The sequence below is a fragment of the Malonomonas rubra DSM 5091 genome (genome assembly GCF_900142125.1).
GTDB lineage: Bacteria > Desulfobacterota > Desulfuromonadia > Desulfuromonadales > Geopsychrobacteraceae > Malonomonas > Malonomonas rubra.
This window is the reverse complement of record NZ_FQZT01000001.1, coordinates 127,807-150,302: the sequence shown is the minus strand read 5'-3', so window position 1 is coordinate 150,302 and position 22,496 is coordinate 127,807. Positions and strand designations below refer to the sequence as shown.

Genomic DNA, 22,496 nt, shown 5'->3' with positions numbered 1-22,496 from the left:
TTTAAAATGGAAAAATCAGCGGGATTGTAAAGCTGGCTGCAAACCATATAAGGATGTTCAATGGCGTCCCAACGCGCAGGTAGTCAGCAAAGACATAGCCGCCAGGGCCAATGACCAGCGCGTTCGACTGGTGACTGACAGGTGTCATGAAGCAGGTTGAAGCGGCCAGGGCAACAGTCATGAAAAAAGGTTGTGGGTTGACGCCGAAATGAAGAGACAGGTCAAAAGCGATTGGTGCCAGCAAAACAGCTGTGGCTGCATTGCTCATGATGCAGGTGAGCAGCATGGTGATCAGGAACAGGACGGCCAAGGTCAACCAGGGACCATAAGGGCCTGCCAGTGCTGTTAGCTGGTTGGCCAGATAGGCTGAAGCACCGCTGACCTCCATCGCCATGCCGAGAGGCAGGGTGCCGGCAATTAACATAATGACAGGCCAGTTGATACTTTCGTAGGCATCACTCAACTTGATACACCCGGTCAAAATCATTGCCGCTGCGCCCAGTGTTGCGGCGTGCATGATTGGCAGCAGGCCTGCCGTGACCGCGAGAATAACGGCAAGCATGATCAGTATAGCCAAGGGAGCTTTGCTTGGCAGGTATGGCTCAGGCTTAATGCCGCCGAGCAGTAGAAAATCATGTTTGTCCGCGAGATGAAGAATCTGGTTTTCTGGTCCTTCGATCAGAAGCATGTCTCCGAACTTCAAGATAACTTGATCCACATGCTTCACCACTGGTTCCCCTTTACGCCAGATTGCCAGTACGTTCAGGCCATGGTTGTCTTTGAAGTGGACCTCACGCAAGGTTTTTCCAACCAGTTCGTTGGTTGGGGTTAGCGCTACTTCTGCTACCCGAAGTTTCTCTTTTTCCTGTGCATCACTGATTTGTGCTCCGCCGGGAACAACCTCAATCCCTTTGATCTCTTTCAATTTCAGAATCTGCTCCGGTTTGCCCTCGAGGAAAAGTATGTCATCGGCGCGAAGGACAATGGAGCGGCGTGGTGAGGTTATTTTCAGCTGCTCCCGTAGTAGCGAACGGATTTTCAGCTGAAAGTCACTATTCAGCCCAGTTGCCTGCAGAGTTTTACCAACAAATGGTGATTCCTTTTTTAGCCGGATTTCAGAAATATAGGCTTTCACCTGGTTCAGGTGCGGTACTGAGGCTGGCGGATTGTCCGGTAGCAGGTGGCGCCCGAAAAGCATCATGTAGCCGATGCTGATAATGATAACCATCAGACCGAGAGGGGTGAAGTCGAACATGCTGAACTCATGCCCGGCATATTCGAGCATCAACTCATTAATCAGGATATTCGGCGGGGTTCCAATCAAGGTGCAGAATCCACCAATCAGTGAACCGAAAGCCAACGGCATCAGCAGGCGCGAAGCGGCAATCTCGGCCTTCTTCGCTATTCCGGTCACCATCGGTAAAAGTACGGCGGCAGCACCAATATTGTTGATGAAGGCAGAAACGATAGCGGTCAAACTCATAATCGCCAGGACCAGTTTGGTTTCGCTTTTTTCTGCAAAGCTGAATAGCCAACGGCCGAGATGTCCGGTAACGCCCGTGTTGGCAATAGCGGCGCTCATTATGAACATTGCAGCGACAGTAATGACCGCGGGGTTGCTGAATGCAAGAAAGGCTTGTTCTGCCGGGATAATATCGAAAAGGGGCAGGGTCAGCAGAATCAGGATGCTGACCAGATCCATACGGATCCAGCCGGTTGCGAATAACAGGATTGCCAGACAGAGAATGCTTAGAACGAGAGCAATTTGCATGTGGCACCGAGTAAAATAAATGGTTACCGATGCCTCTATTCTAATTTAACTCTTTGAAATGACAAGTAATCGAAGTCAGAAGTCGAAGTTTTTCAGGAACTGGTGATAACTGCTGGACGGTGAGTCAGCGCAAAGCAGACCAGAGATCATGGCGATTCCATCGGCACCTGCCTGCTTTACGTCTGGCGTATTCTCTGGTTTTATGCCACCCAGCCCGTAAATCGGGATTGTTTTTTGATGACAGGCTTGTTGCAGTTTTTCAAGGCCAACGGGTTCTCCGTAAGCCGCTTTGGAAGGCGTGTGGAAAACTGGGCCAAAAGTGACGAAGTCTGCACCCTGATCAGTTGCAGCGAAAACCTCATCAATGTTGTGGGTGGAAGCGCCAATCAACTTATCGGGTCCGATAAGCATTCGGGCGATGGTGGGGGGGAGTGAGTGCCCACCAAGGTGAACCCCGTCAGCATCGACGGCTAAAGCAACATCAATGCGGTCGTTGATCAGCATTCTGCAGGAATATTTGTTTGTCAGCCGACGTACCTGCAATGCTAGTGGCAAAAGCTCAGCAGCAGAAAGGTCTTTTTCCCGCAACTGCAACATGCCGACACCAGCTGCTAACAACTCTTCCAGGACCCTGAGAAAATGCTTGTCCTGTGGAATCTGTTTGCGATCAGTGATCAGGTAGATCGATGGCAGGTCGGGCATCAGCTGGCTTCGTTCAAAAAGGCGCTGTCCCAGTCCTTCCAGACCGGGTCATAGCCACGGGCGCGTAGCAATGCTTCCATTTCGGCCGGCGAGCGTTCATCGCTGATGGCAAACTGCTCGCTTTCGTGATCGTCATCGCCGTAGCCCCCGGGGGCGGTGCAGGAACCGGCGCTCATCTGGGTGATGCCAAGGGGCAGCAGGTTGTCCCGCAGTTCAGAGCTTTCCCGGGTCGACAGAATCAGACCAGCGTCCGGAATCAGCAGGCGCAGAGCACAGATAAATTGGGTAAGCTGGCGATCACTGACGATACTGTTCGGTTGGTAGCCGCCTTCGGCCGGGCGCATGCGCGGAAATGAGATTGTGACCTGTGTTCGCCAGAATTTGCGTGCCAGATAGAGCGCGTGTAAACCAGTGTAGAAAACGTCGGTCAGGCAATCGCCGAGGCCGAGCAGGGCGCCAACGCCGATGCGTCTCATTCCAGCTTCGCCGGCACGCTCCGGGGCTGCCAAACGATAGCTGTAATCGCTCTTCGGACCGTAGGGGTGGAGCTGGCGGTAAAGATCAGGGTCGTAAGTTTCCTGGTAAAGCGTCAGGCCATCGACTCCGGCGTCGACCATTCGCTTGTAGCCGTTGGTGTCCATTGGGAAGACTTCAATCGAAACTGAACCACAGTGATGCTTCATCGTTTTGATCGCTGTTTCCAGGTAATCGATACCGGCGGCTTCCGGTGCTTCGCCGGTTAGCAGCAGCATGTGGCGGAACCCCTGATCACGCAGCAGCTTGGCTTCGCGCTCAACCTCGTCGAGGGACAACGTTTTGCGTGGCAGATGATTGTCGGCGCTGAAGCCGCAGTATTTGCAGCCGTTGTGGCACTCGTTCGACAAGTAAAGGGGGGCATAAAGCAGAATGGTGCGACCAAAGCGCTGTTTGGTGATTTTGTGAGCGCGGTTTGCCATTGCCTCCAACTGATCGTCGGTCAGTTGTGGTGAGAGCAGGGCAGCAAAATCTTCCATGCTTAAGCGGGGACGATGTAACGCCTGCTCGATCCGCTGCGGTGTTGCGTTTCGCACCAGTTCATGAATTTCCTGCTGCGGGTACTGCTGCAATTGCTGTTCAAAACTCATCTTATTAATCTCTCAAAAAGCCGGTAAGTGGGCTGGACGCTTCAGCCTTGTCGCGCTGTGGTCCAAGCCCAGCCAAGTAGGCTTCACGACCTGCTTCTACTCCTTTTTTGAACGCGCGACCCATGGCTGCCGGATCGGGAGTGTCGGCGAGAGCGGTGTTGACGAGAACGGCGTCGGCACCCATCTCCATTGCTTCAGCGGCGTGGGATGGCGCCCCGAGCCCGGCATCGACAACGACCGGAACACCGGATTGTTCGATGATGATAGAGATCAGGTCGCGAGTGCGGATGCCGCGGTTGGTGCCGATCGGTGCCCCCAGCGGCATGACAGTCGCAGTGCCGGCTTCTTCCAGATGACGTGCCAGAACCGGATCGGCTGGCATGTATGGAAGAACGATAAAACCTTCCTTGACCAGGACTTCAGCCGCCTTCAGGGTTTCGACTGGATCAGGCAGCAGGTAGTAAGGGTCCGGGGTGACTTCCAGTTTAACCCAGGGTTCACAGCCTGCAGCACGCGCCAGGCGGGCCAGGCGGATTGCTTCTTCAGCATCGCGGGCACCGCTGGTGTTCGGCAGTAGCAGGTAGCGATTAGGATCGATGTGTGACAACAACGAATCTTCCGGGCTGTCGATATCGACACGGCGCAGGGCAACGGTGACGATCTCACTGCCGGAATTCTCCATCGCATCGACCATGGCCTGGTTGGAAGCAAATTTACCGGTTCCGACCATCAGGCGGGAGTTGAATTCACGACCGGCGATAACAAGTTTATCCATGATGTTTATCCTGTTTTTCTGGTTTAGTCTGTTTCAGCCGCCACCGACAAACTGAATGATTTCCAGCGTGTCGCCATCGTTCAGCAGGGTTTCGTGGGCTTCAGCAGTAAGGATTTTCGTGTTCAGTTCAATGACAACGCGCTCCGGTGCAAGTTGCAGCTGTTGCAGCAACCCGCTGATACTAAGCTGATGATCAAATTCGCGGTTCTGACCGTTGATTTTCAGTTGCATCAAATTTCGTCCTTTTATTCCGGCTTCTCACCGAGCAACAGGCGTAAAATTGCGTTGGCTTGGTGATGCGCTGCAATGCCGACTCTTGGAGCCATCAATCCACGACCCGGTTCTGCAGCTGTTGTGCCATCACCGCAGAGAATTAGCCGGTCGCTGAGCCGTTCCGTCTGGATGCTGTTTGATGGCTCATATCCCGCCATGCCTGAGCCGGCAACCAGTGGTTTGTCAGCAATTTTGCTAAGGAAGTTGCCTGTCAGCATCGCCTTCTCTTCCGCAGCATCGAATGCCTCTGCCAGAACATCAACCTGGCCAAAAAGTTCACAGATGTTGTCCGGTGTGACTTTGACCTGATGCGCTTCGATCTCTACCCCTGGATTGATTCGCTGCAGGTTTTCCTGTAGAGCAGTAACTTTCGGCAGACCGATCTGATCAATAAAATATTGCTGGCGATTCAGGTTCGATGGCTCGACCAAGTCGTAATCGACAATCACCAGTTTGCCGATGCCGATCCGCGTGAGCGCAACGGCAATGGCCGAGCCAAGGCCGCCGACGCCAGCAATACCGACGCAGCTTTGCTTTATCTTGTCGTGAACACCCGGTGTGTGTCTTGCCCGCAGCAAGGCGTCCAATTCGTCAGGGCGTGGTTGCTGGCCACGCTGAATAAGAACAACCCGATCATCCTCCTGCAAAGGTTGATCTTGTTTTGCCGGATGCCCGTTGATGATGAGCAGGTCCGCATCCGGTCGCCGCTGTTGACGCAGGTCGAACAGGCTGATATCCGCAGGAACCTCGATTGGTTGTTCGTTCAGGTAAATCCGCATCATTTCATTACGACAAAAAAAAGCCACCAAAAGGTGGCTGCCGGTTGTTGCTACCGGTGTATTCAGCCACTTCCCTACGCCGGTATTAGCCGGATCAGGTTCCAAGGGTCGCTCGAATTCGAGCTCTCAGTAACGACGACTCCCCTAGGGCTATATTCAGTTTTTTGAAAGTAACAGTCCGGACTCGAAAAAGTCAACTTTTTTACCCCGCTTTATCCCTTTCGGGCGTTGATCTTTTTTACCTCTTCGCTTAGGATGTCGCACTCGTTTTGCCGCTAACAAAGCAGATGAAAGGTTTTCAGATGTCAATCTCGGAACGCTACCGGCAGTTGCTGGATCAGCTGGATAAAGAATCGGATCGTTTGTACGAAGAACTCCCGGAATCGACTGTTAACGCGCTGCGTCAAGTCGATATTGCAGTCGAAGAGATGCAGGAATTGACAGAATCGGTCGGAGAAATCCCCCAGTTTCAGATTGAAGCGAAGTTGTCACCGGTCCTGTTGAAGAGCCATGAGTGTCTCGACCGCGCCCGAGTCATGCTGGAAAAAGATGGGCATGATAAGGCTGGCGCAAAAATCTGGGAACTTGAGCAGATGATTTATCGGCTGCTGAACGATCTGTAAACGGAGAGTTGTTATGGACAAAGCGAAAGAGCAGGAATTGAAACTGGAAATTCAGATCGATGACGATATCGCCTCGGGACGTTACACCAATATGGTGGTAATCAATCACAACGACAGCGAGTTTGTTTTCGATTATATTTATGTACAGCCACAGGCTCCGAAAGCCAAAGTCCAGTCACGGGTGATTACGTCGCCGCGCCATGCTAAGCGTCTGCTGCGAACTCTGCAGCGGAATATTCAAGCGTATGAACAGCGGTTCGGAGAGATAGAGCTGGAAGAGAAGACATCATTGAAAGCGGATGTTGATAGCCCGATGCATTAGGGGTTGCTTTGAAAATCAGTCTGAGATTTCTTTGTCTTTAACCTGATTGCGGCCTGAGTTTTTTGCTTCATAGAGGGCATCATCGGCGACACGTATCAATTCATCGATGGTGCCTTTGCTGTTTGTGCCATCGTAGGCTGCCACCCCAAAGCTCATCGTGATCGTGTGGTTTTCCATCGCATCACGAAATTTCATCTGTTCGGCACGCTGCCGGATCCGCTCAGCGACCTCGCAGGCTTCGTCAAGCTCGGTCTCCGGCAACACCAGGCAGAATTCTTCCCCACCATAACGTGCAGCCAGGTCGTAGGTGCGTAGTTCATGTTGCAGCAGGTCGGCAATTTTTGTCAGGACCTCATCTCCAACCTGATGACCGAAGCGGTCGTTGACCTGTTTGAAGTGATCGATGTCGGTCATGATCAGCGAAATCGCATTTTTGTTGCGGAAGCAGCGATTCAGTTCGACTTCCAGCTTTTCGTAAAGGTAGCGGCGATTGTAGAGGCGGGTCAGCGGGTCAGTTTGTGCCAGTTCCATTAATAGTTGATTGCTGCGGCGCAATTCATCCTGCAGGGTTTTAATCTGCATTTGCACGTGTACGCGGGCGACCATCTCTGCTGGTTCAAAAGGCTTGGTGATGTAGTCACATGCTCCAGATTCCAGGCCGCGAACTTTGGTGTTCAGATCGCCATGGCTGGTTAACATGATGATCGGAATTTCCTTCAGATCTTCGCGTGACTGCATCATGGCGAGAAACTTCAATCCATCAATGCCTGGCATTTCGATGTCACAAAGAACGATATCTATCTTGTTGCTGACCAGCAGCTTGAATGCCTCTATCCCGTCGGCAGCCGTCAGGATCTTGGTAAACAGTTTGCCATCAGAAAAGGTCTGTTCTACCTGGGTACGAATCGCTTTTGAATCGTCGATGATCAGAAGTGTTCGGGTCATTGAATACTCTCTGGATTTGATTTTAGGCGATTCTAATGTTTGTCGGAGTGAAAGTAAAGGTTTTTCGTATTTACGCTGACAGGGCTTTGCTGACTTTTTCAGTCTAGAATATTAACAAGAAGGTTGAACAGGAGTGAGTATTGGAAAATAAAAGGCAGGAGCGAGAGCCCCTGCCTTTAGTGTATTTAAGCTAAGCGGTTGAATGTTCGCAGCAGCATGTCTTCTGTTGTTTCCCAGTCGACACATTTATCTGTAACTGAGACGCCATATTTTAATTGACTGAGATCATCAGGAATACTCTGGTTGCCTGCCTTGAGATTACTTTCAATCATTACACCGTTAATTGACGTCGTTCCAGTCGCAATTTGCTCGACGATACTATCAAGGACTTCGCCTTGGCGCTCGTGGTTTTTGTAAGAGTTGGCGTGGCTGCAGTCGACCATGATCGATGGTGGCAGGTTATTTTTCTTCAGCAGCTCAGTAGTCGCGGCGATATCATCCGGTGAATAGTTGGGACCGTCGTTTCCTCCACGCAGAACAATGTGAATATCTGGATTGCCGGTGGTTTCAACGACGGAACTGCGTCCGGCATAGTTGATACCGAGAAAGCTGTGCGAGCAGCGTGCTGCCGCCATGGCATCAGTCGCGATTTTCAGTCCGCCGTCGGTACCGTTTTTGAAACCGACCGGGAAAGAGAGGCCGCTGGCCATTTCACGGTGGGTTTGCGATTCGGTCGTACGAGCGCCGATCGCACCCCAGCTGATCATGTCTGACAGGTAATGCGGAATGATCGGCTCAAGCATTTCGCTGGCAATCGGCAGATGTAGCTGGGTAATCTGACTGAAGAGTTGTCGGGCGATGCCGAGTCCCTTGGAGATTTTGTGCGAGCCATCCATGTCGGGATCGTTGATCAGGCCTTTCCAGCCGACAGTAGTGCGTGGCTTTTCAAAATAAACGCGCATGACCACCAGCAATTTGTCCTGCACTTTCTGCGACAGTGCGGCCAGCTTTTCAGCGTATTCAATGGCTGCTTTCGGGTCGTGAATAGAGCAAGGGCCGACGACCACAATCATCCGCTTGTCGTCACCATGCAGGATGTCTTTGATCGCGTTGCGGCTATCGTTGACAAAGGCCGCATCTTTAAGGTCGAGAGGGAAGACCTGTTTTAAATCTTCCGGAGCGATAATCGGGGTGACTTCCCGAACATTGATATTGTTTGTTTGAACCATGTTATCCTCTTTTTTATAGAATGATGTCGTAATCGGAAAAATATATATTCAAGTGCGAACAATCTAGCTAGATTTGAAATGAAAATAAAGCTAAAAGAACTAAGAGGTTATAAGAATTTCGTAAGTGTTTGACAGCTTCAAACTCTTTTTGTATAAGGTCATAAAAATTACAGTTTATTAAGTAGGAAATGAGAAGGAGTTTTCTTTTATGGATATGTTGATTGTTGCTTTTGCCAGAATTCTCGATTTGGCGTTTAATATTTATATTTTTATCGTCATTGCCCGAGCCTTGATCTCTTGGGTCAGCCCTGATCCATACAACCCGATTGTTCGTTTTCTCCATAGCGCAACCGATCCGGTTCTTTACAAGCTGCGTAGCCTGATTCCTTTTCTGCGCGCGGGAACATTCGACTTTTCACCGATCGTACTGCTGTTGTTGCTTTCCGTGGCCCAGCAATTCATTATTACTTTTCTGATGCGTCTGGCGCACGGATAGCGACTGGATAAGCAGATGCGGATTACTCCGATAGAAATTCAACAGCATCAGTTCAAGAGCCGGCTTTTTGGCTACGATACAGCTGCCGTCGATCATTTCCTGGAGATGCTGGCCGACGAAATTGAACGGTTGCACAAGCAGAACAACGAGCTGAAAGAGTCGCTGGCTCGTACCCGAACATCGCTTGAACAGATGCGCGACCGGGAAAAGGCGCTGCAGGAAACGCTTATGACTGCGCAGCAGGTGACGGAAGAGCTGAAAGAGAATGCCCGCAAAGAAGCGGAGGTTATGATTGCTGAAGCGCACCTTGAAGGGGAACATGTCGTGCGGGATGCGGCCGAGCGGCGTGTGCAGTTGCTCAGTGAAATACAAGAGCTGAAACGGCAGAAAATCTCCTTTGAGACCGGCCTTCGTTCACTCGTCGAAGGCCATCTGAAACTACTCGATCTGGATATCATGCAGTTGGAAGAGGAAGAAAAACAGGCCAGCCTGCTTGATCATGATCAGCCTTTGCTTGACAGGCTGAACAATGACGCTATTGATCTGCCTTGAATTATTCCTGCCTTAAACAGAGTAACGAAGGGACCCTTTTGTCGTTGCAGGTTCAGCCGCGTTCCAGCCGGAATCAGCTGGTTGGACTCCAGGGTGATGTGCTGAAAATCAAGCTGACATCGCCACCGGTCGAGGGGGCTGCCAACAAGGCCTGCTGTGCCTACCTGGCTAAACTTTTTGGTATCTCTAAAAGTTCTGTTGTCCTGGTTGCCGGGGATAAATCGCGGCAAAAACGGATTTTGCTGAAAGGTGTCGAGATGCCGCAGGCAGAAGTCGTCCTCAATCAGAACCTTTCCCCGTCTTGACAGCAGCTGCGACAATCATTATTATCTGCCTTCGTTTCAACAGACTAAAAACGCGGAGGAATTTTGCCATGCCTTTGTACGAATATGAATGTGAATCTTGTGGATTGCAGTTTGAGGTTCGCCAGAAGTTTTCCGACAAGCCGGTCAGTGAATGTCGTGAGTGTGGCGGTTCGGTGAAAAAAATGATTTCGCAAACTGGTTTTGCACTTAAGGGAGGCGGCTGGTACCAGCAGGGCTACTCGCAACCTTCCTCCTGTAGCGCTGAAAAAAGCGATGCCTGCGCGGGTTGCCCGAAGGCCGCCAACGGCTGATCATCATCATTCAGTTTCATTCACAGAAGCCCCTCTGGATTACCGGAGGGGCTTCTGCTGTTTTACCCATAGAAAAGTATACGTTGATCGGCCGGTACAGCCGCTTTACATTCATGAAATGCTTACGTATAGTTTGGCATTCAACGAGGTTAAATCTGCTCACTTTATCCCGTTCGAGCGGCTTTCATAATCAATTTCATCTCTTGGGAGGAAAAACGTGGCGACAGTTATCGATGGCAAAGCAATCGCAGCCGATATGCGTGAAGAAATCAAAGCAGACACTGCTGAACTGGTGGCTCAAGGGGTGACCCCCGGGCTGGCTGTTGTTCTGGTTGGTGAAGATCCGGCCAGCCGGGTTTATGTGTCGATGAAAGAGAAAGCCTGCGCGGCTGCAGGAATTTTCTCTGATGAGCATAAACTTCCGGCAGAAACGAGCGAAGCCGATCTGCTGGCGCTGATCGAAAAGCTCAATGCCGATGAGAAGATCGACGGTATCCTGGTGCAGCTGCCGCTGCCGGATCATATAGATGAAGCGAAGGTTCTCGACCTGATCTCACCGAAGAAAGATGTCGATGGCTTCCACCCGTACAACGTTGGTCGTCTGGCGACAGGAAACCCGTTGTTCCAGCCCTGTACTCCTTACGGCGTGATGAAGATGCTGGAGCGCACCGGCGTTGATTTGAAGGGTAAGGAAGTTGTTGTCGTTGGTCGCTCTAACATCGTCGGCAAGCCGGTTGCGCTGATGTGCCTGGCTGAACATGCCACAGTGACCATCTGTCACTCCCGGACTCAGGATCTGCCCGCCAAGGTTGCCGCCGCCGATGTTGTTATCGCCGCTGTAGGTGTGCCGGAAATGGTCAAAGGCGCGTGGATCAAGGAAGGCGCCGTAGTAATCGATGTTGGTGTGAACCGTGTCGGTGAAAAGAAGCTGGTCGGCGATGTTGAGTACGATGCAGCTTTCGAGCGCGCATCCGCCATCACCCCGGTTCCGGGCGGTGTCGGTCCGATGACCATCACCATGTTGCTCTACAACACCGTTGTCAGTGCCAAACGTCGCGCCGCTGGCGAATAGGTACGACTTATGATTATCGGCACGCAGAAATCCCGCGAAGAGTGGGCCGAACTGGTCAAGGATTACCACGCCTTGTTCCTGGTCGGCTGCGGTGCCTGTGCCACTGTCTGCAAAGTGGGCGGCGAGGACGAGGTCTTCGCCGCCCAGGAGTGGCTGGAAGAACGTGGTCATGAAGTGGTTGGCAGCGTCATCCTGGACGAAGCCTGCCACATCATGCGAGCGGCGCGCGAGCTGCGCCGCTGCAAACATCAAGTCGAAGAAGCCGATGCGCTGCTTGTTCTCTCTTGCGGCGCAGGTGTTCAGTCGATCTCCGATTGCGTCGACAAGCGTGTGCTGGCCGGCGTCAATTCTCTCTTTCTCGGAAATATTCGCCGCTTCGGTGAGTATGAAGAGCGTTGCTCTCTCTGTGGTGATTGCATCCTCAATGAAACTGCCGGTATCTGCCCGGTGACCAACTGCGCCAAAGGTTTGCTCAATGGCCCCTGCGGTGGGTTGGAAGACGGACATTGCGAAGTTGATGAGCAGAAAGAATGCACCTGGTTGAAAATTCATGAGCGGTTGGAAAAACAGCAGCGGCAAGGTGTGTTCGATCGTACTGTGCAGCCGAAAGACTGGAGTCGGAAATACAAACCGGGTAAGCACAAAATTGATCGTGGCCGGGGTGATAAATGAGTCGGCTCGCTGAAAAGTTGTCTCAGCAGCAGTTTGTCGTAACGGCCGAAATCGCTCCGCCGAAAGGGGTCGATGTCGGGCCGGCACTGGCCAAGGCCGAACTCCTGCGCGATATGGATGCTATCAATATCACTGACAATCAGGGGGCCTGTATGCGTATGTCGCCGCTGGCTCTGGCGGGGCAACTGGTCCAGCATGGTTATCAGCCGATTTTGCAGATTACCTGCCGCGACCGCAATCGTATGGCGCTGCAATCCGACCTGCTCGGTGCATCGGCGTTGGGAATTGAAAACCTGCTGCTGCTGACTGGCGATCATCCAAAGTTTGGTGATCATAAAGCTTCATGTCCAGTATTTGACCTTGATTCTGTGCAACTGCTTCAGGCTGTTTCCGGGCTGGAGCACGGCGTCGATATGGCGGGAAAAAAATTGAGTCAGCCACCGCAGTTTTTCTCCGGTGCTGCTGTCGCTCCAGCAGCAGAACCGCAACTTCTTACGCTGAAAAAATTCAAAAAGAAGGTCGCCTGCGGTGCGCGTTTTTTTCAGACCCAGGCGGTTTTCGAACGCACGAAACTCGAATCTTTTATGGCTGAAGCCAGACTTTATCAGGTTCCTGTTATACTGGGTGTGCTGTTGCTGAAAAACGTTCGCATGGCCGATTTTCTCAACCGTAATATTCCGGGTGTACAGGTGCCGCAAGATTTGCTACAACGCCTAGAAGATGCCCCCGATTCTCTGCAGGAAGGGGTTGCTATCGCCCGCGAAATGGTGGCCTTGGCGCGGGAGTTTTGCCAGGGAGTTCACCTGATGACTTTCGGTCATGAAGATTTGATTCCGCAGATCCTTGCGGGGTAAGCTATTCAATCAGTTTCCATTCAATATTCAAGGGAGCCCGCCGATGAAAAAAACCGTACTGAATCAGGTCCATCGAGATGCTGGTGCCCGCATGGTCGAGTTCGGCGGTTGGGATATGCCGGTTCAGTATTCCGGTGTTATCGCTGAACATATGGCAGTGCGTGAAGCCGCCGGTCTGTTTGATGTCTCTCACATGGGCGAGATTGAAGTCAGCGGCCCGCAGGCTTTCGATTTTCTTCAATACGCCACGATCAATGATGTCTCCGCTCTTGCCGATAACCAGGTTCAATATACAGCGCTCTGCTATTCGACCGGTGGAGTCGTTGATGATCTGACTCTCTACCGTTTTGCTGCAGATAATTATCTGCTCTGCGTCAACGCCGCCAATACCGATAAGGATTTCGAGTGGCTGGAAAAGCTGCTGGCCGAGTCTGAGTTTTCCGACCTTAAGCTGATAAACCGCAGTAGCGAGTTTGCTCAATTGGCTCTGCAGGGACCAAAAGCGGACGCAATTCTGGCTGAACTGACCGATACTGATTTATCGACAATAAAATTCTACTGGTTTAAAGAAGGGCAGGTTGCCGAAATCGAGACAATTATTTCTCGTACCGGTTATACCGGCGAAGATGGTTTCGAGCTTTATTGTCCGACAAAGGATGCTATCAAGTTATGGCAGGAGTTGATGCGCGTTGGTGAATCACATGGGTTGACCCCGACTGGCCTTGGCGCACGCGATACCTTGCGGCTGGAAAAAGCCTATGCTCTCTACGGTCATGAAATAACTGCTGATATTCTCCCTTTGGAAGCACGGCTGGCCTGGATCACCAAGTTGAAAAAGGGTGAGTTTGTCGGCTCGCAGGCTTTGATCGAGGCGAAGGAGACAGGTCTCAAGCGTAAGCTGATTGGTCTGAAATTAACCGAGTCAGGAGTTCCGCGGGAGAATTACCCGGTACTCTGTGATGGGAGAGAGGTCGGCTATGTCACCAGCGGCACCATGTCTCCTTGCCTCAAGCAGGGAATCGCGCTTGCACTGATCGAGGCGGAGATCGCTGATGGAAAGCAGGAATTACGGGTCGGTATCCGCAAACGTCAGGTTGCTGCCGTGCGGGTCAAGCCACCATTTGTATAAATTGAGATAAAAACCTACTTACAACAAAATCAGGAGGATGCCATGGAATTTCCGGAAGAACTAAAGTACACCGAAGAGCATGAGTGGGTCATGGTTGAGGACGATGTCGTTACAATCGGCATTACCGATTTTGCTCAGGATCAGTTGGGTGACGTTGTTTTTGTTGAGCTACCTGAAGTTGGTGATCAGCTGGAAGCAGGCAAGCCGCTTGGTGTTGTTGAGTCGGTCAAGGCCGTTTCCGATGTTTACTCTCCGCTGAGCGGTGAGGTTGTCGAGGTTAATGACGATCTTCCCGACGAGCCGGAGATGCTCAACAGCTCTCCTTATGAAGATGGCTGGATGGTGAAAGTCAAGCTGAATGATAGTGGCGAACTCGACGATCTGATGGACGCCGCCGCTTACCAGGAGTTCATCGAGCAGGATTAATTTCCTGCTCGATTCATTTCGACAACCTGTCAGTTTTTTGCTGAAGAGGATATCTATGCGTTATCTGCCCCATACCGAAACAGACATTCGGCAGATGTTGGAAACCATCGGTGTCACAGAGATTGATGAGCTGTTTTCCGGCATCCCCGAGCCCTGTCGTTTGCAAGCTCCCCTCGATCTGCCTCCTGCGCTTTCCGAATCGGAATCGATGACGATTCTGCGTGCGTTGGCAGAGCAGAATGCCAAGGTTTCGGAATGGGATTGTTTCCTCGGTGGTGGTGCGTATAACCATTTTGTTCCGGCAGTGGTTGATCACCTCGTCAGTCGCAGCGAATTTTATACCGCTTATACGCCGTACCAGCCTGAAATCAGCCAGGGCACTTTGCAGGCGATCTTCGAGTTCCAGACGATGATCTGCCAACTGACTGGCATGGATGTCGCTAACGCTTCGATGTACGATGGTGCTTCTGCCTGTGCTGAGGCGGTTTTGCTGGCACTGCGCGTCGGCCGCAAACGGAACAAAGTCCTGCTTTCTGAGGCATTGCCGCCACAATATCGAGAAACCATCGCGACTTACTGCCGCTATCTCGAAGTTGAGCTGATCGAAGTTCCACAACAAGATGGTGTGACCGATCAGGCAGAGCTGGCAGCGTTGCTCGATGATCAAGTGGCAGCAGTGGCTGTCGGTTATCCGAACTATTTCGGCCAGATTGAGGATCTGCAGGCATTGGCAGCTGCTGCGCATGCTGCAGGTGCTAAGTTGATCTCAGCTGTCGCTGAGCCGATGGCCCTCGGGATGTTCAAGGCTCCGGGGGAGCTCGGGGCAGATGTGGTCGTAGGGGAGGGGCAGAGCTTCGGTATTCCACTCTCCTTCGGTGGCCCCGGTATCGGTTTCTTTGCGGTGAAGCAAAAAGATATGCGTGCGTTGCCCGGACGTCTGGTTGGTGAAACTGTTGATCTGGATGGCAAGCGGGGTTTTGTGCTGACCCTTGCAACCCGCGAGCAGCATATCCGGCGCGAAAAAGCGACATCGAATATTTGTTCCAACCAGGGGATGTGTACCCTGATGGTCGGTATTTTCCTCGCTTTGCATGGTAAGCAGGGACTGCGAAAACTGGCTGAACTTAATTATGCGAAAGCTGCCTATGCCAAGCAGCAGATTGCCGCACTTGATGGTTTCGAGTTGGCCTTTGATGGTGAAACTTTCAACGAGTTTGTCGTCACCTGTAAAGAATCGGTGGCTGATCTGCAGCAGCGTTTGGAAAAAGAAGGCATTCTGCCGGGTATTTCTCTGATAAAAGATTACCCCGAACTGGGCAACGGATTGCTGATTTGTGTCACCGAACAAAACAGTCGCGAGCAGATCGATCGACTGGTTTCAGCCCTGGCAGGAGGTGAAGCATGAGCCGTACAGACAGCCGAGGGCTGGTTCTCGATGAAAAGTTGTTGTTCGAGTCAACTAGTGAAGGTCGGGTTGGCTACAGCCTGCCGCAGTGCGATGTGCCGGAAGTGACGCCAGACAGCAAGCTGCTGCGCGATGAAATTGCTGATTTTCCAGAACTCTCTGAAGTCGACGTGGTCCGGCATTATACCCGGCTGTCGACCTGGAATTACGGTGTCGACAGCGGGTTTTATCCGCTCGGCAGTTGTACCATGAAGTACAATCCCAAGGTTAACGAGCAGGCTGCGCGTTTGCCCGGGTTTGCTGAGTTGCACCCGCAGGCACCGGAACATTTGAGCCAGGGCGCGTTGCAGCTGATGTACATGCTGCAGCGGGATCTGGCTGAAGTTTCGGGTTTTGATGCCATCACGCTGCAGCCGGCAGCTGGCGCCCAGGGCGAATTTGCCGGCATGCTGATGATTCGGGCCTGGCACGAAGCGCAGGGAAACAAGCGGAACAAGGTTATCATTCCCGATACCGCTCACGGCACCAATCCAGCGACTGCCTCCCTCTGCGGGTTTGAGGTCATTCCGGTTGCAACCGATGGTGTGCTCAGCAAAACTGCGATCGAAGCGGTGATGAGTGATGAAGTCGCCGCGTTGATGGTGACCAATCCGAACACCCTTGGTTTGTTCGAGTCCGACATTCGAGAAATCTGCGATCTGATTCACGAGCGGGGTGGCTTGGTGTATGCCGACGGCGCCAACCTCAATGCCTTGATGGGCATCAGCCGCCCAGGTGATATCGGTATCGACGTGATGCACTTCAACCTGCATAAAACCTTCTCCACGCCGCACGGTGGTGGCGGCCCCGGTGCTGGCCCGGTCGGTGTGGTTGAAAAGCTGCTTCCTTTCATGCCGACACCGATTGTGGTGAAAGAAGGCGATCGGTACAAACTTGAGTACGACCTGAAGCAGTCGATTGGTCGGGTCAAGGGCTTTGCCGGGCATTTCGGAATACTGGTTCGCGCTTACAGCTATATCCTTTCGATGGGTGGGGAAGGACTGAAACGTGCAACCGAAATGGCCGTACTTAATGCTAACTATATCCGTGCCCGGTTGGAAGGGGAGTACGATCTGCCGCATAAGCAGCGTTCATTGCACGAGGTGGTCTTTTCAGAGGCCGCGCTGGAGAATGATTGCCATACCCTTGATGTCGCCAAGCGGTTGATCGACTACGGTTTTCATCCGCCGACGATCTATTTTCCGCTGGTTGTGCGCGGGGCGCTGATGATCGAGCCGACCGAAACTGAGAGTAAGCAGAATCTGGATGAATTCTGTGATGCACTGCTGGCCATTGCTGATGAAGCAAAAAAACAGCCGGAGCTGCTGAAACAGGCACCGGTGCGGGCCAAGGTGAAGCGGCTGGATGAGGCGACGGCCGCGCGCAAACCGAAGCTGCGCTGGGTGAGAGAGTAGTTAACGGTTTCTGCCGTAGATGTACTTACCGCTGATGCGGTAACTGAAATGGGCCATGATTTTCAGGTCCGGATAAGGATAGTTTCTGCCGAGCGGCCCGAACGGGGCTGCTCGGTATACTGCCTGGATCGCTTCGAAGTCGAGTATTTCTGAACCACTTGTCTGGAGCAGGTCGACATCAATCAGCTTTCCATCTCTATCAACAGTAATTTTCAGCTGCAGGGTTCCCTGCTGCTCTTTTTCGAGCGCTTCACGCGGATAGTTCCAGACCCCTTCTATCTGATCCCGGAATCTCCTGAAAAATGAGATCAGTCTGCCCTGGGTCAGATTGAGCCAGACTGTATCACCGGTCTCGATATCTGCCCGTTCTTTGATTCTTTCTCGTGCCGCAATCTCGCGCTGGACAATTCTGCCGACAGTATTTGCAGGCAGTGACGTCAGTTGATCGAGTGTCGGCAGTCTCTCTTCTGTCTCCACCTGCTGTTGTTTATCCGTTTTCTCACTCGTTGTACTCGGTTTTACTGCCTTTTCAGTAATGCTCTTTTGGGCAGATTCTGAGGTCACCTGTTTCTGAACAGGCTGTTGTTGTCTGCCTGTTGGTTGTGTGCTTGCTGATGGTATACGTGCCTTTTGATCTCGGGTGTCGTCACCTTCCGGTGCAGTTTCCTTCTCAACACGCTGGTTCTGCTCCGCCAGTCTGCTGCTCTGCTCTGGTGTTTCCGGTGTTGGTTTGAGAGGTTTTTGATCCAGCTCGTATTCAAAGCTTTTGGGTTGTTCAATTTTAGGCTTGTCAACTAAGCGAACAATTGTCGGCTGTTGCTTTTCAGTGAGGAGTTCTTCCGAGGTGAGCTTGTCGTAAGGTAGCAAAAGCACCACTGCCAGGTGAAGGAGAATCGAAAACAGCAGGCAGATCACCAGCAGTGCTGGGCGGTCTTTTCTTCTGTGCGATGTGAAGGTGTTGTCTGCGTGCATAGGCTGGCGATTATAGCGGCTGTTACGACTCCTTGCCAGTGGCATCATGTAACGAAAAATGAAAAAGCGATTGACCCTCGCTCAAGCCATTGGGTATAAACGAGTCTATTCTTCAGCGGGGTACCAGAATACCGTTGTTTTGATATTGTAATGCTGTTTTATCTGTCGGAAATCAAACATAAAGCGAAGGAGAAATGTTATGCATCTTGTCGATCAAATCAAAGCGAAGGCTCGTGAAAATCTGCAGACCGTAGTTTTGCCAGAAGGCTACGATGACCGCATGGTCGAGGCATCTGCGAAAATTGTTGCTGACGGCCTGGCGAAAGTCGTTCTTCTCGGTGATGCTGACGCCCTTAATGCCAAGGCTGGTGAAATGGGCGTTTCGCTTGCTGACGTGACCCTGATCGACCCGAAAAACTCCGATCTGCTTGATGGCTATGCTGATGAACTGGTCGAGCTGCGCAAAAAGAAGGGGTTGAGCAAAGAGCAGGCGATCGAACTGTTGACTGGTGATGACAACCTCTACTTTGGCGCCATGATGGTGCACAAGGGGGATGCCGGTGGTGCCGTTGCCGGTGCTTACAATACTACGGGTGACGTCTTGCGTGCCGCTTTCCAGGTGATCGGAACGGCACCCGGAATGAAAACTGTTTCTTCGGTTTTCCTGATGGTGACCAAAACACCTGAATTCGGTGAGAACGGCGTCCTCTGTTTTGCTGACTGCGCAGTTAACCCTAACCCAGATGCACAGGCATTGGCCGAGATTGCCGTCAGTACCGCAGCCAGCTGCAAAAGCTTTCTAGGTGTTGAGGCCAAGGTTGCCATGCTCAGCTTTTCTACCAAGGGCAGTGCGCAGCACGAAGATTGTGACAAGGTGCTGAAGGCTCTGGAAATCGCCAAGGGGCTGGCTCCCGATCTGGCCATTGACGGTGAGCTGCAGGCCGACGCAGCGTTGCTGCCGAAAGTTGGCGAGAAAAAAGCTCCCGGATCCACTGTTGCCGGAAAAGCCAATACCATCGTCTTCCCCGACCTTGATGCCGGTAATATCGGTTACAAGCTGGTTGAGCGTCTGGCTGGTGCGGAAGCTGTTGGTCCGATCGTCCAGGGCCTGGCAAAACCGGTTAACGATCTTTCCCGCGGATGCTCTGTTGACGACATCGTTAGCGTGTCTGCGATTACTGCAGTGCAGGCACAGGGCTGATTTAACAACGCTTTTTCAAAGTTAATTGCTAAAGAACGGGGAGTGGCCCATAAAGAGCCGCTCCCCGTTTTCGTTTTGTGAGGTTAATTGTAGGAAATCAGTGCCTTTTTTACGTTAAAAACATAATCTTTTTTTTCGCGTTATGTTAGTATCCTGAGCCATGCCGAGCTATATATGTAAAATCGGAACTGCCGATGGGCGGGTGGTAGAAAAAGAATTTGATTCCACCTCGAAAGAGCAGCTAAAAGAGAATCTTCAAGAGCAGGGTTTTTACGTTTTTCACATCAAACGGAAAGCCTTCCAGCTTTTCACTTCTTCTGAAAAACAAAGCGGTCGCCTGACTGGTCGACGTTTTCTCTCTTTTAATCAAGAGTTGCTGGTTCTATTGCGTTCCGGTCTTCCCGTGGTTCAGATTCTCGATACCCTGATCGAGCAGATGGAGGCAGGGGGATTTCGTGAGGCCCTCAACGACATCCGTGATGATATCAAGAGCGGAAGCGTGCTGTCGGATGCTTTTGGTAAATTTCCACGCTTTTTCCCGCCTCTTTACGTCGCTGCGGTAAAAGCGGGCGAAAAGACCGGAGACCTGCCGGAGACGCTGGCTCGTTTCATGGACTATCAGAAGCGTGTCGAAGCGATCCGCGCCAAAGTCAAAAGCGCTTCTTTCTACCCACTTCTCTTGACGTCTGCAGCAATTGCCGTTGTCATCTTCCTGATGGTTTTTGTCGTTCCAACTTTTACTCAGATCTACGCCGATGCCAAAGTCGAGCTGCCGATTATGACCCAGTTGCTGATCGGTTTTTCAAAGCTGATAAAAGGTTACTGGTATCTGCTGATTATTGCCCTGGCTGCAGCGGTGAGCGGCTTGAGGATTGTTCTGAGTTCTTCACGCGGACGGATGAAGATTGACAGGTTGATGCTGAAGATTCCATTTTTTGGCCCTCTGAAAATCGAATATGCCCTGTCCGGTTTTACTCGGACTTTGGGCACTACGCTTGCAAGTGGTACACCGCTGGTGGCTGCCATGCAGATGTCGCGTGGAACCTTGAACAATATGAGCCTGGAAAAAGAAATGCTGCAGGCGATCCGTAGAGTCGAAGAGGGCTCTTCATTGTCTGAATCGCTTGAGCGAACCGGCTTCTTCCCAAATCTGGCGTTACGTATGGTCGGGGTCGGTGAAACATCCGGTTCTTTGACCGAAATGCTTGGCGATGTCGCCGAATATTATGAGGCAGAGGTCGAGACCCGGTTGACCCGGTTGACGACAATGATCGAACCGGTTTTGATGATGACGATGGGTCTGCTGATCGCTTTTATCATCGTAGCCATGTATGTGCCAATTTTTCAGCTCGCCTCAACTGTCGGCTGATAGCGGATAATGAGATGAAATACCAACGTAAAATGCTCGGACGAATTCTCGTCGATATGGGAGCGATTACTGCTGCCGAGATCGATATCGTCCTGGAAAAATTGCAGGTAACCGGAAAGAATTTCGGTGACACCGGTGTTATCGAGAAGCTTTTTACTGAAGAGCAACTGGCGCAAGCCCTGGCAATCCAGTTTCAGTACGAGTATGTCGATCTGAGCGACCAAGTGCTTGATCAGGAACTGTTGGCGCTGCTGCCATCCGGCGTGCCGATGAAATACAATCTCGTGCCGCTAGATAAAACGGATGATAGGCTGACAGTTGCTATCGCTAACCCGACCGATGTGATTGCGCTCGACAACCTGGAGCTGCAGCTCGGCCTCAAGTTAGAACTGAAGATTGCAGCCAAAGGGCAGATCGAACGCTTGATTGAGCGGGGAGCCGGATCACAGCGGGTTCTGCGCGAGGCTTCAGAAGATTTCAAGCTGCAGCTGATCAAGGAGACCGATAAAGGCGACGAAGTCCTTTCCATCGAAAAGCTGACAGCTGATACCAGCCCGATTATTCGGCTGATCGACTCCACCTTGTTCGATGCCCTCAACAAACGCGCCAGCGATATCCATATTGAAGCGACTGGTGAAGGTGTCGTTATAAAATACCGAGTAGACGGGGTCCTCTATCAGGCAACCGAAACTATTGATGCCCGTTTCCAGAGCCCGATTATTTCCCGTATCAAGGTTATGAGCGAGCTCGACATCTCTGAGCGTCGGATTCCGCAGGATGGTCGTTTCAAGGTGCGCATGGGGACAAAATCGATCGATTTCCGGGTTTCGATCATGCCGACAATTTTCGGTGAAGATGCGGTTATCCGGATTCTCGACAAGGAATCGATCGCTGCTGACATGAAGGGATTGACGCTCGAAGTTCTGGGTTTTGCCGAGCGTGAACGAACCCGGATGCGTAGCCGAATTCGTGAACCCTACGGTATGGTGCTGGTGACCGGGCCGACCGGTAGCGGTAAAACGACAACACTTTACGCAGCTCTTTCAGAGATCAATTCAGAAGAAGAGAAGGTTGTTACCATCGAAGACCCGGTTGAGTACCAGGTCAAAGGTGTGGTGCAGATCCCGGTCAACGAGAAAAAGGGCCTGACGTTCGCCAAGGGGTTGCGCTCGATTCTGCGGCATGACCCGGATAAAATCATGGTTGGCGAGATTCGTGACCCGGAAACAGCCCAGATTGCTGTGCAGTCGGCGTTGACCGGTCACCTTGTTTTTACCACAGTGCACGCCAACAACGTTTTCGACGTGCTCGGGCGCTTTCTGCACATGGGGATCGACCCGTACAATTTCGTCTCCTGTCTCAACTGTGTGCTGGCCCAACGCCTTGTTCGCAAGTTGTGCCCGCATTGTAAAGAGCCGGTGACTCATCCACCAGAGCTGCTCAGCCAGTATGGACTGACAGAAGAACAATGCGCGGATGCCAATTTCCACGATGCAAATGGTTGCAAAGAGTGCAACGGTCTCGGTTATGCCGGTCGTAGCGCAATTGTCGAGTTGCTTGAAATGACAGATGAAATTCGTGAGCGGATCGCGGATAAAAGCCCCATTTCCGAGCTGAAAAAATTAGCGCGTGAAAACGGTACCCTGTTTCTGCGTGAATCAGCACTGGAGAAGGTGTTGCTGGGGGAAACCACTTTCCGTGAGATTGATCGCGTGACCTTTGCGGAGAACTAAGC

25 protein-coding genes and 1 riboswitch are annotated in these 22,496 nt (G+C 51.9%); of the genes, 16 read left to right on the top strand and 9 right to left on the bottom strand.

The window, feature by feature from the left end; genetic code table 11:
- Position 1 precedes the first annotated feature (1 nt).
- From BUB13_RS00730 to thiF, 6 genes are all read right to left on the bottom strand, one after another.
- A complete protein-coding gene (locus BUB13_RS00730) occupies positions 2 to 1,771 on the bottom strand; it encodes an SLC13 family permease (RefSeq protein ID WP_072904835.1) in 1,770 nt (589 codons plus the stop codon).
- A gap of 75 nt (positions 1,772 to 1,846) precedes the next feature.
- Positions 1,847 to 2,473 carry a thiamine phosphate synthase gene (gene thiE / locus BUB13_RS00725; protein WP_072904834.1) on the bottom strand — a complete coding sequence of 209 codons (627 nt, stop codon included), beginning with the start codon at positions 2,471 to 2,473 and terminating at the stop codon, positions 1,847 to 1,849.
- The gene (gene thiH, locus BUB13_RS00720; RefSeq protein WP_072904833.1) at positions 2,473 to 3,597 is read right to left on the bottom strand and encodes a 2-iminoacetate synthase ThiH; all 1,125 of its coding nucleotides are present in this window, start codon (positions 3,595 to 3,597) and stop codon (positions 2,473 to 2,475) included. Before thiH ends, thiE begins: the two co-directional genes overlap by 1 nt.
- Before the next feature lie 4 nt (positions 3,598 to 3,601).
- Positions 3,602 to 4,372: a thiazole synthase gene (locus BUB13_RS00715; RefSeq protein ID WP_072904832.1), complete on the bottom strand. Its 771-nt coding sequence runs from the start codon at positions 4,370 to 4,372 to the stop codon at positions 3,602 to 3,604.
- A gap of 33 nt (positions 4,373 to 4,405) precedes the next feature.
- On the bottom strand, positions 4,406 to 4,603 hold the full coding sequence (gene thiS / locus BUB13_RS00710; RefSeq protein WP_072904831.1) for a sulfur carrier protein ThiS: 198 nt from the start codon (positions 4,601 to 4,603) through the stop codon (positions 4,406 to 4,408).
- A 14-nt stretch (positions 4,604 to 4,617) separates the two neighbouring features.
- Positions 4,618 to 5,451: a sulfur carrier protein ThiS adenylyltransferase ThiF gene (thiF, locus tag BUB13_RS00705; protein ID WP_244151818.1), complete on the bottom strand. Its 834-nt coding sequence runs from the start codon at positions 5,449 to 5,451 to the stop codon at positions 4,618 to 4,620.
- A 27-nt stretch (positions 5,452 to 5,478) separates the two neighbouring features.
- Positions 5,479 to 5,580: riboswitch (TPP riboswitch) on the bottom strand.
- A 146-nt stretch (positions 5,581 to 5,726) separates the two neighbouring features.
- Here thiF and BUB13_RS00700 point away from each other — a divergent pair.
- Both BUB13_RS00700 and BUB13_RS00695 read left to right on the top strand, forming a co-directional pair.
- Positions 5,727 to 6,047: a hypothetical protein gene (locus tag BUB13_RS00700; protein WP_139249264.1), complete on the top strand. Its 321-nt coding sequence runs from the start codon at positions 5,727 to 5,729 to the stop codon at positions 6,045 to 6,047.
- Positions 6,048 to 6,060: 13 nt separating this feature from the next.
- On the top strand, positions 6,061 to 6,369 hold the full coding sequence (locus BUB13_RS00695; protein ID WP_072904829.1) for a DUF3467 domain-containing protein: 309 nt from the start codon (positions 6,061 to 6,063) through the stop codon (positions 6,367 to 6,369).
- A 15-nt stretch (positions 6,370 to 6,384) separates the two neighbouring features.
- Here the strand turns inward: BUB13_RS00695 and BUB13_RS00690 are convergent, their stop codons facing one another.
- Complete coding sequence (locus BUB13_RS00690) at positions 6,385 to 7,314, bottom strand: diguanylate cyclase (protein ID WP_072904828.1); 930 nt, start codon at positions 7,312 to 7,314, stop codon at positions 6,385 to 6,387.
- A 185-nt stretch (positions 7,315 to 7,499) separates the two neighbouring features.
- Positions 7,500 to 8,543 carry a 3-deoxy-7-phosphoheptulonate synthase gene (locus BUB13_RS00685; RefSeq protein ID WP_072904827.1) on the bottom strand — a complete coding sequence of 348 codons (1,044 nt, stop codon included), beginning with the start codon at positions 8,541 to 8,543 and terminating at the stop codon, positions 7,500 to 7,502.
- Positions 8,544 to 8,751: 208 nt separating this feature from the next.
- On the opposite strand from BUB13_RS00685, the gene BUB13_RS00680 reads away from it, so the two are divergent.
- The 11 genes from BUB13_RS00680 (at position 8,752) to gcvPB (ending at position 17,219) form a co-directional block, all read left to right on the top strand.
- Positions 8,752 to 9,039 (top strand): YggT family protein, encoded by a 288-nt coding sequence (locus BUB13_RS00680; protein WP_072904826.1) that lies wholly within the window; start codon positions 8,752 to 8,754, stop codon positions 9,037 to 9,039.
- A gap of 15 nt (positions 9,040 to 9,054) precedes the next feature.
- Complete coding sequence (locus tag BUB13_RS00675; protein WP_072904825.1) at positions 9,055 to 9,591, top strand: DivIVA domain-containing protein; 537 nt, start codon at positions 9,055 to 9,057, stop codon at positions 9,589 to 9,591.
- Between the two features lie 38 nt (positions 9,592 to 9,629).
- Positions 9,630 to 9,896 (top strand): DUF167 domain-containing protein, encoded by a 267-nt coding sequence (locus BUB13_RS00670; RefSeq protein ID WP_244151817.1) that lies wholly within the window; start codon positions 9,630 to 9,632, stop codon positions 9,894 to 9,896.
- Between the two features lie 68 nt (positions 9,897 to 9,964).
- Entirely contained in the window at positions 9,965 to 10,207 is a 243-nt protein-coding gene (locus BUB13_RS00665) for an FmdB family zinc ribbon protein (protein ID WP_072904823.1), read from the top strand.
- Positions 10,208 to 10,424: 217 nt separating this feature from the next.
- Complete coding sequence (gene folD / locus BUB13_RS00660; RefSeq protein WP_072904822.1) at positions 10,425 to 11,279, top strand: bifunctional methylenetetrahydrofolate dehydrogenase/methenyltetrahydrofolate cyclohydrolase FolD; 855 nt, start codon at positions 10,425 to 10,427, stop codon at positions 11,277 to 11,279.
- 9 nt (positions 11,280 to 11,288) lie between these two features.
- Positions 11,289 to 11,951 (top strand): methylenetetrahydrofolate reductase C-terminal domain-containing protein, encoded by a 663-nt coding sequence (locus BUB13_RS00655; protein WP_072904821.1) that lies wholly within the window; start codon positions 11,289 to 11,291, stop codon positions 11,949 to 11,951.
- Positions 11,948 to 12,805: a methylenetetrahydrofolate reductase gene (locus BUB13_RS00650; protein ID WP_072904820.1), complete on the top strand. Its 858-nt coding sequence runs from the start codon at positions 11,948 to 11,950 to the stop codon at positions 12,803 to 12,805. The genes BUB13_RS00655 and BUB13_RS00650 overlap by 4 nt, the downstream gene beginning before the upstream one ends.
- A 43-nt stretch (positions 12,806 to 12,848) precedes the next feature.
- Positions 12,849 to 13,934 carry a glycine cleavage system aminomethyltransferase GcvT gene (gcvT, locus tag BUB13_RS00645; RefSeq protein ID WP_072904819.1) on the top strand — a complete coding sequence of 362 codons (1,086 nt, stop codon included), beginning with the start codon at positions 12,849 to 12,851 and terminating at the stop codon, positions 13,932 to 13,934.
- 42 nt (positions 13,935 to 13,976) lie between these two features.
- A complete protein-coding gene (gcvH, locus tag BUB13_RS00640; protein ID WP_072904818.1) occupies positions 13,977 to 14,360 on the top strand; it encodes a glycine cleavage system protein GcvH in 384 nt (127 codons plus the stop codon).
- A 49-nt stretch (positions 14,361 to 14,409) separates the two neighbouring features.
- Positions 14,410 to 15,765, top strand: a complete 1,356-nt coding sequence (gene gcvPA / locus BUB13_RS00635; RefSeq protein ID WP_208610112.1) for an aminomethyl-transferring glycine dehydrogenase subunit GcvPA — start codon at positions 14,410 to 14,412, stop codon at positions 15,763 to 15,765.
- Positions 15,762 to 17,219: an aminomethyl-transferring glycine dehydrogenase subunit GcvPB gene (gcvPB, locus tag BUB13_RS00630; protein WP_072904816.1), complete on the top strand. Its 1,458-nt coding sequence runs from the start codon at positions 15,762 to 15,764 to the stop codon at positions 17,217 to 17,219. Before gcvPA ends, gcvPB begins: the two co-directional genes overlap by 4 nt.
- Here gcvPB and BUB13_RS00625 read toward each other — a convergent pair whose 3' ends face one another.
- Positions 17,220 to 18,191 carry an energy transducer TonB gene (locus tag BUB13_RS00625; RefSeq protein WP_072904815.1) on the bottom strand — a complete coding sequence of 324 codons (972 nt, stop codon included), beginning with the start codon at positions 18,189 to 18,191 and terminating at the stop codon, positions 17,220 to 17,222.
- A gap of 199 nt (positions 18,192 to 18,390) precedes the next feature.
- On the opposite strand from BUB13_RS00625, the gene pta reads away from it, so the two are divergent.
- The 3 genes from pta to BUB13_RS00610 all read left to right on the top strand — a co-directional run bounded on the left by pta (position 18,391) and on the right by BUB13_RS00610 (position 22,494).
- Positions 18,391 to 19,392: a phosphate acetyltransferase gene (gene pta, locus BUB13_RS00620; protein WP_072904814.1), complete on the top strand. Its 1,002-nt coding sequence runs from the start codon at positions 18,391 to 18,393 to the stop codon at positions 19,390 to 19,392.
- A gap of 160 nt (positions 19,393 to 19,552) precedes the next feature.
- Complete coding sequence (locus BUB13_RS00615; protein WP_072904813.1) at positions 19,553 to 20,761, top strand: type II secretion system F family protein; 1,209 nt, start codon at positions 19,553 to 19,555, stop codon at positions 20,759 to 20,761.
- A 14-nt stretch (positions 20,762 to 20,775) separates the two neighbouring features.
- Positions 20,776 to 22,494: a GspE/PulE family protein gene (locus BUB13_RS00610; RefSeq protein ID WP_072904812.1), complete on the top strand. Its 1,719-nt coding sequence runs from the start codon at positions 20,776 to 20,778 to the stop codon at positions 22,492 to 22,494.
- Positions 22,495 to 22,496: the final 2 nt, after the last annotated feature.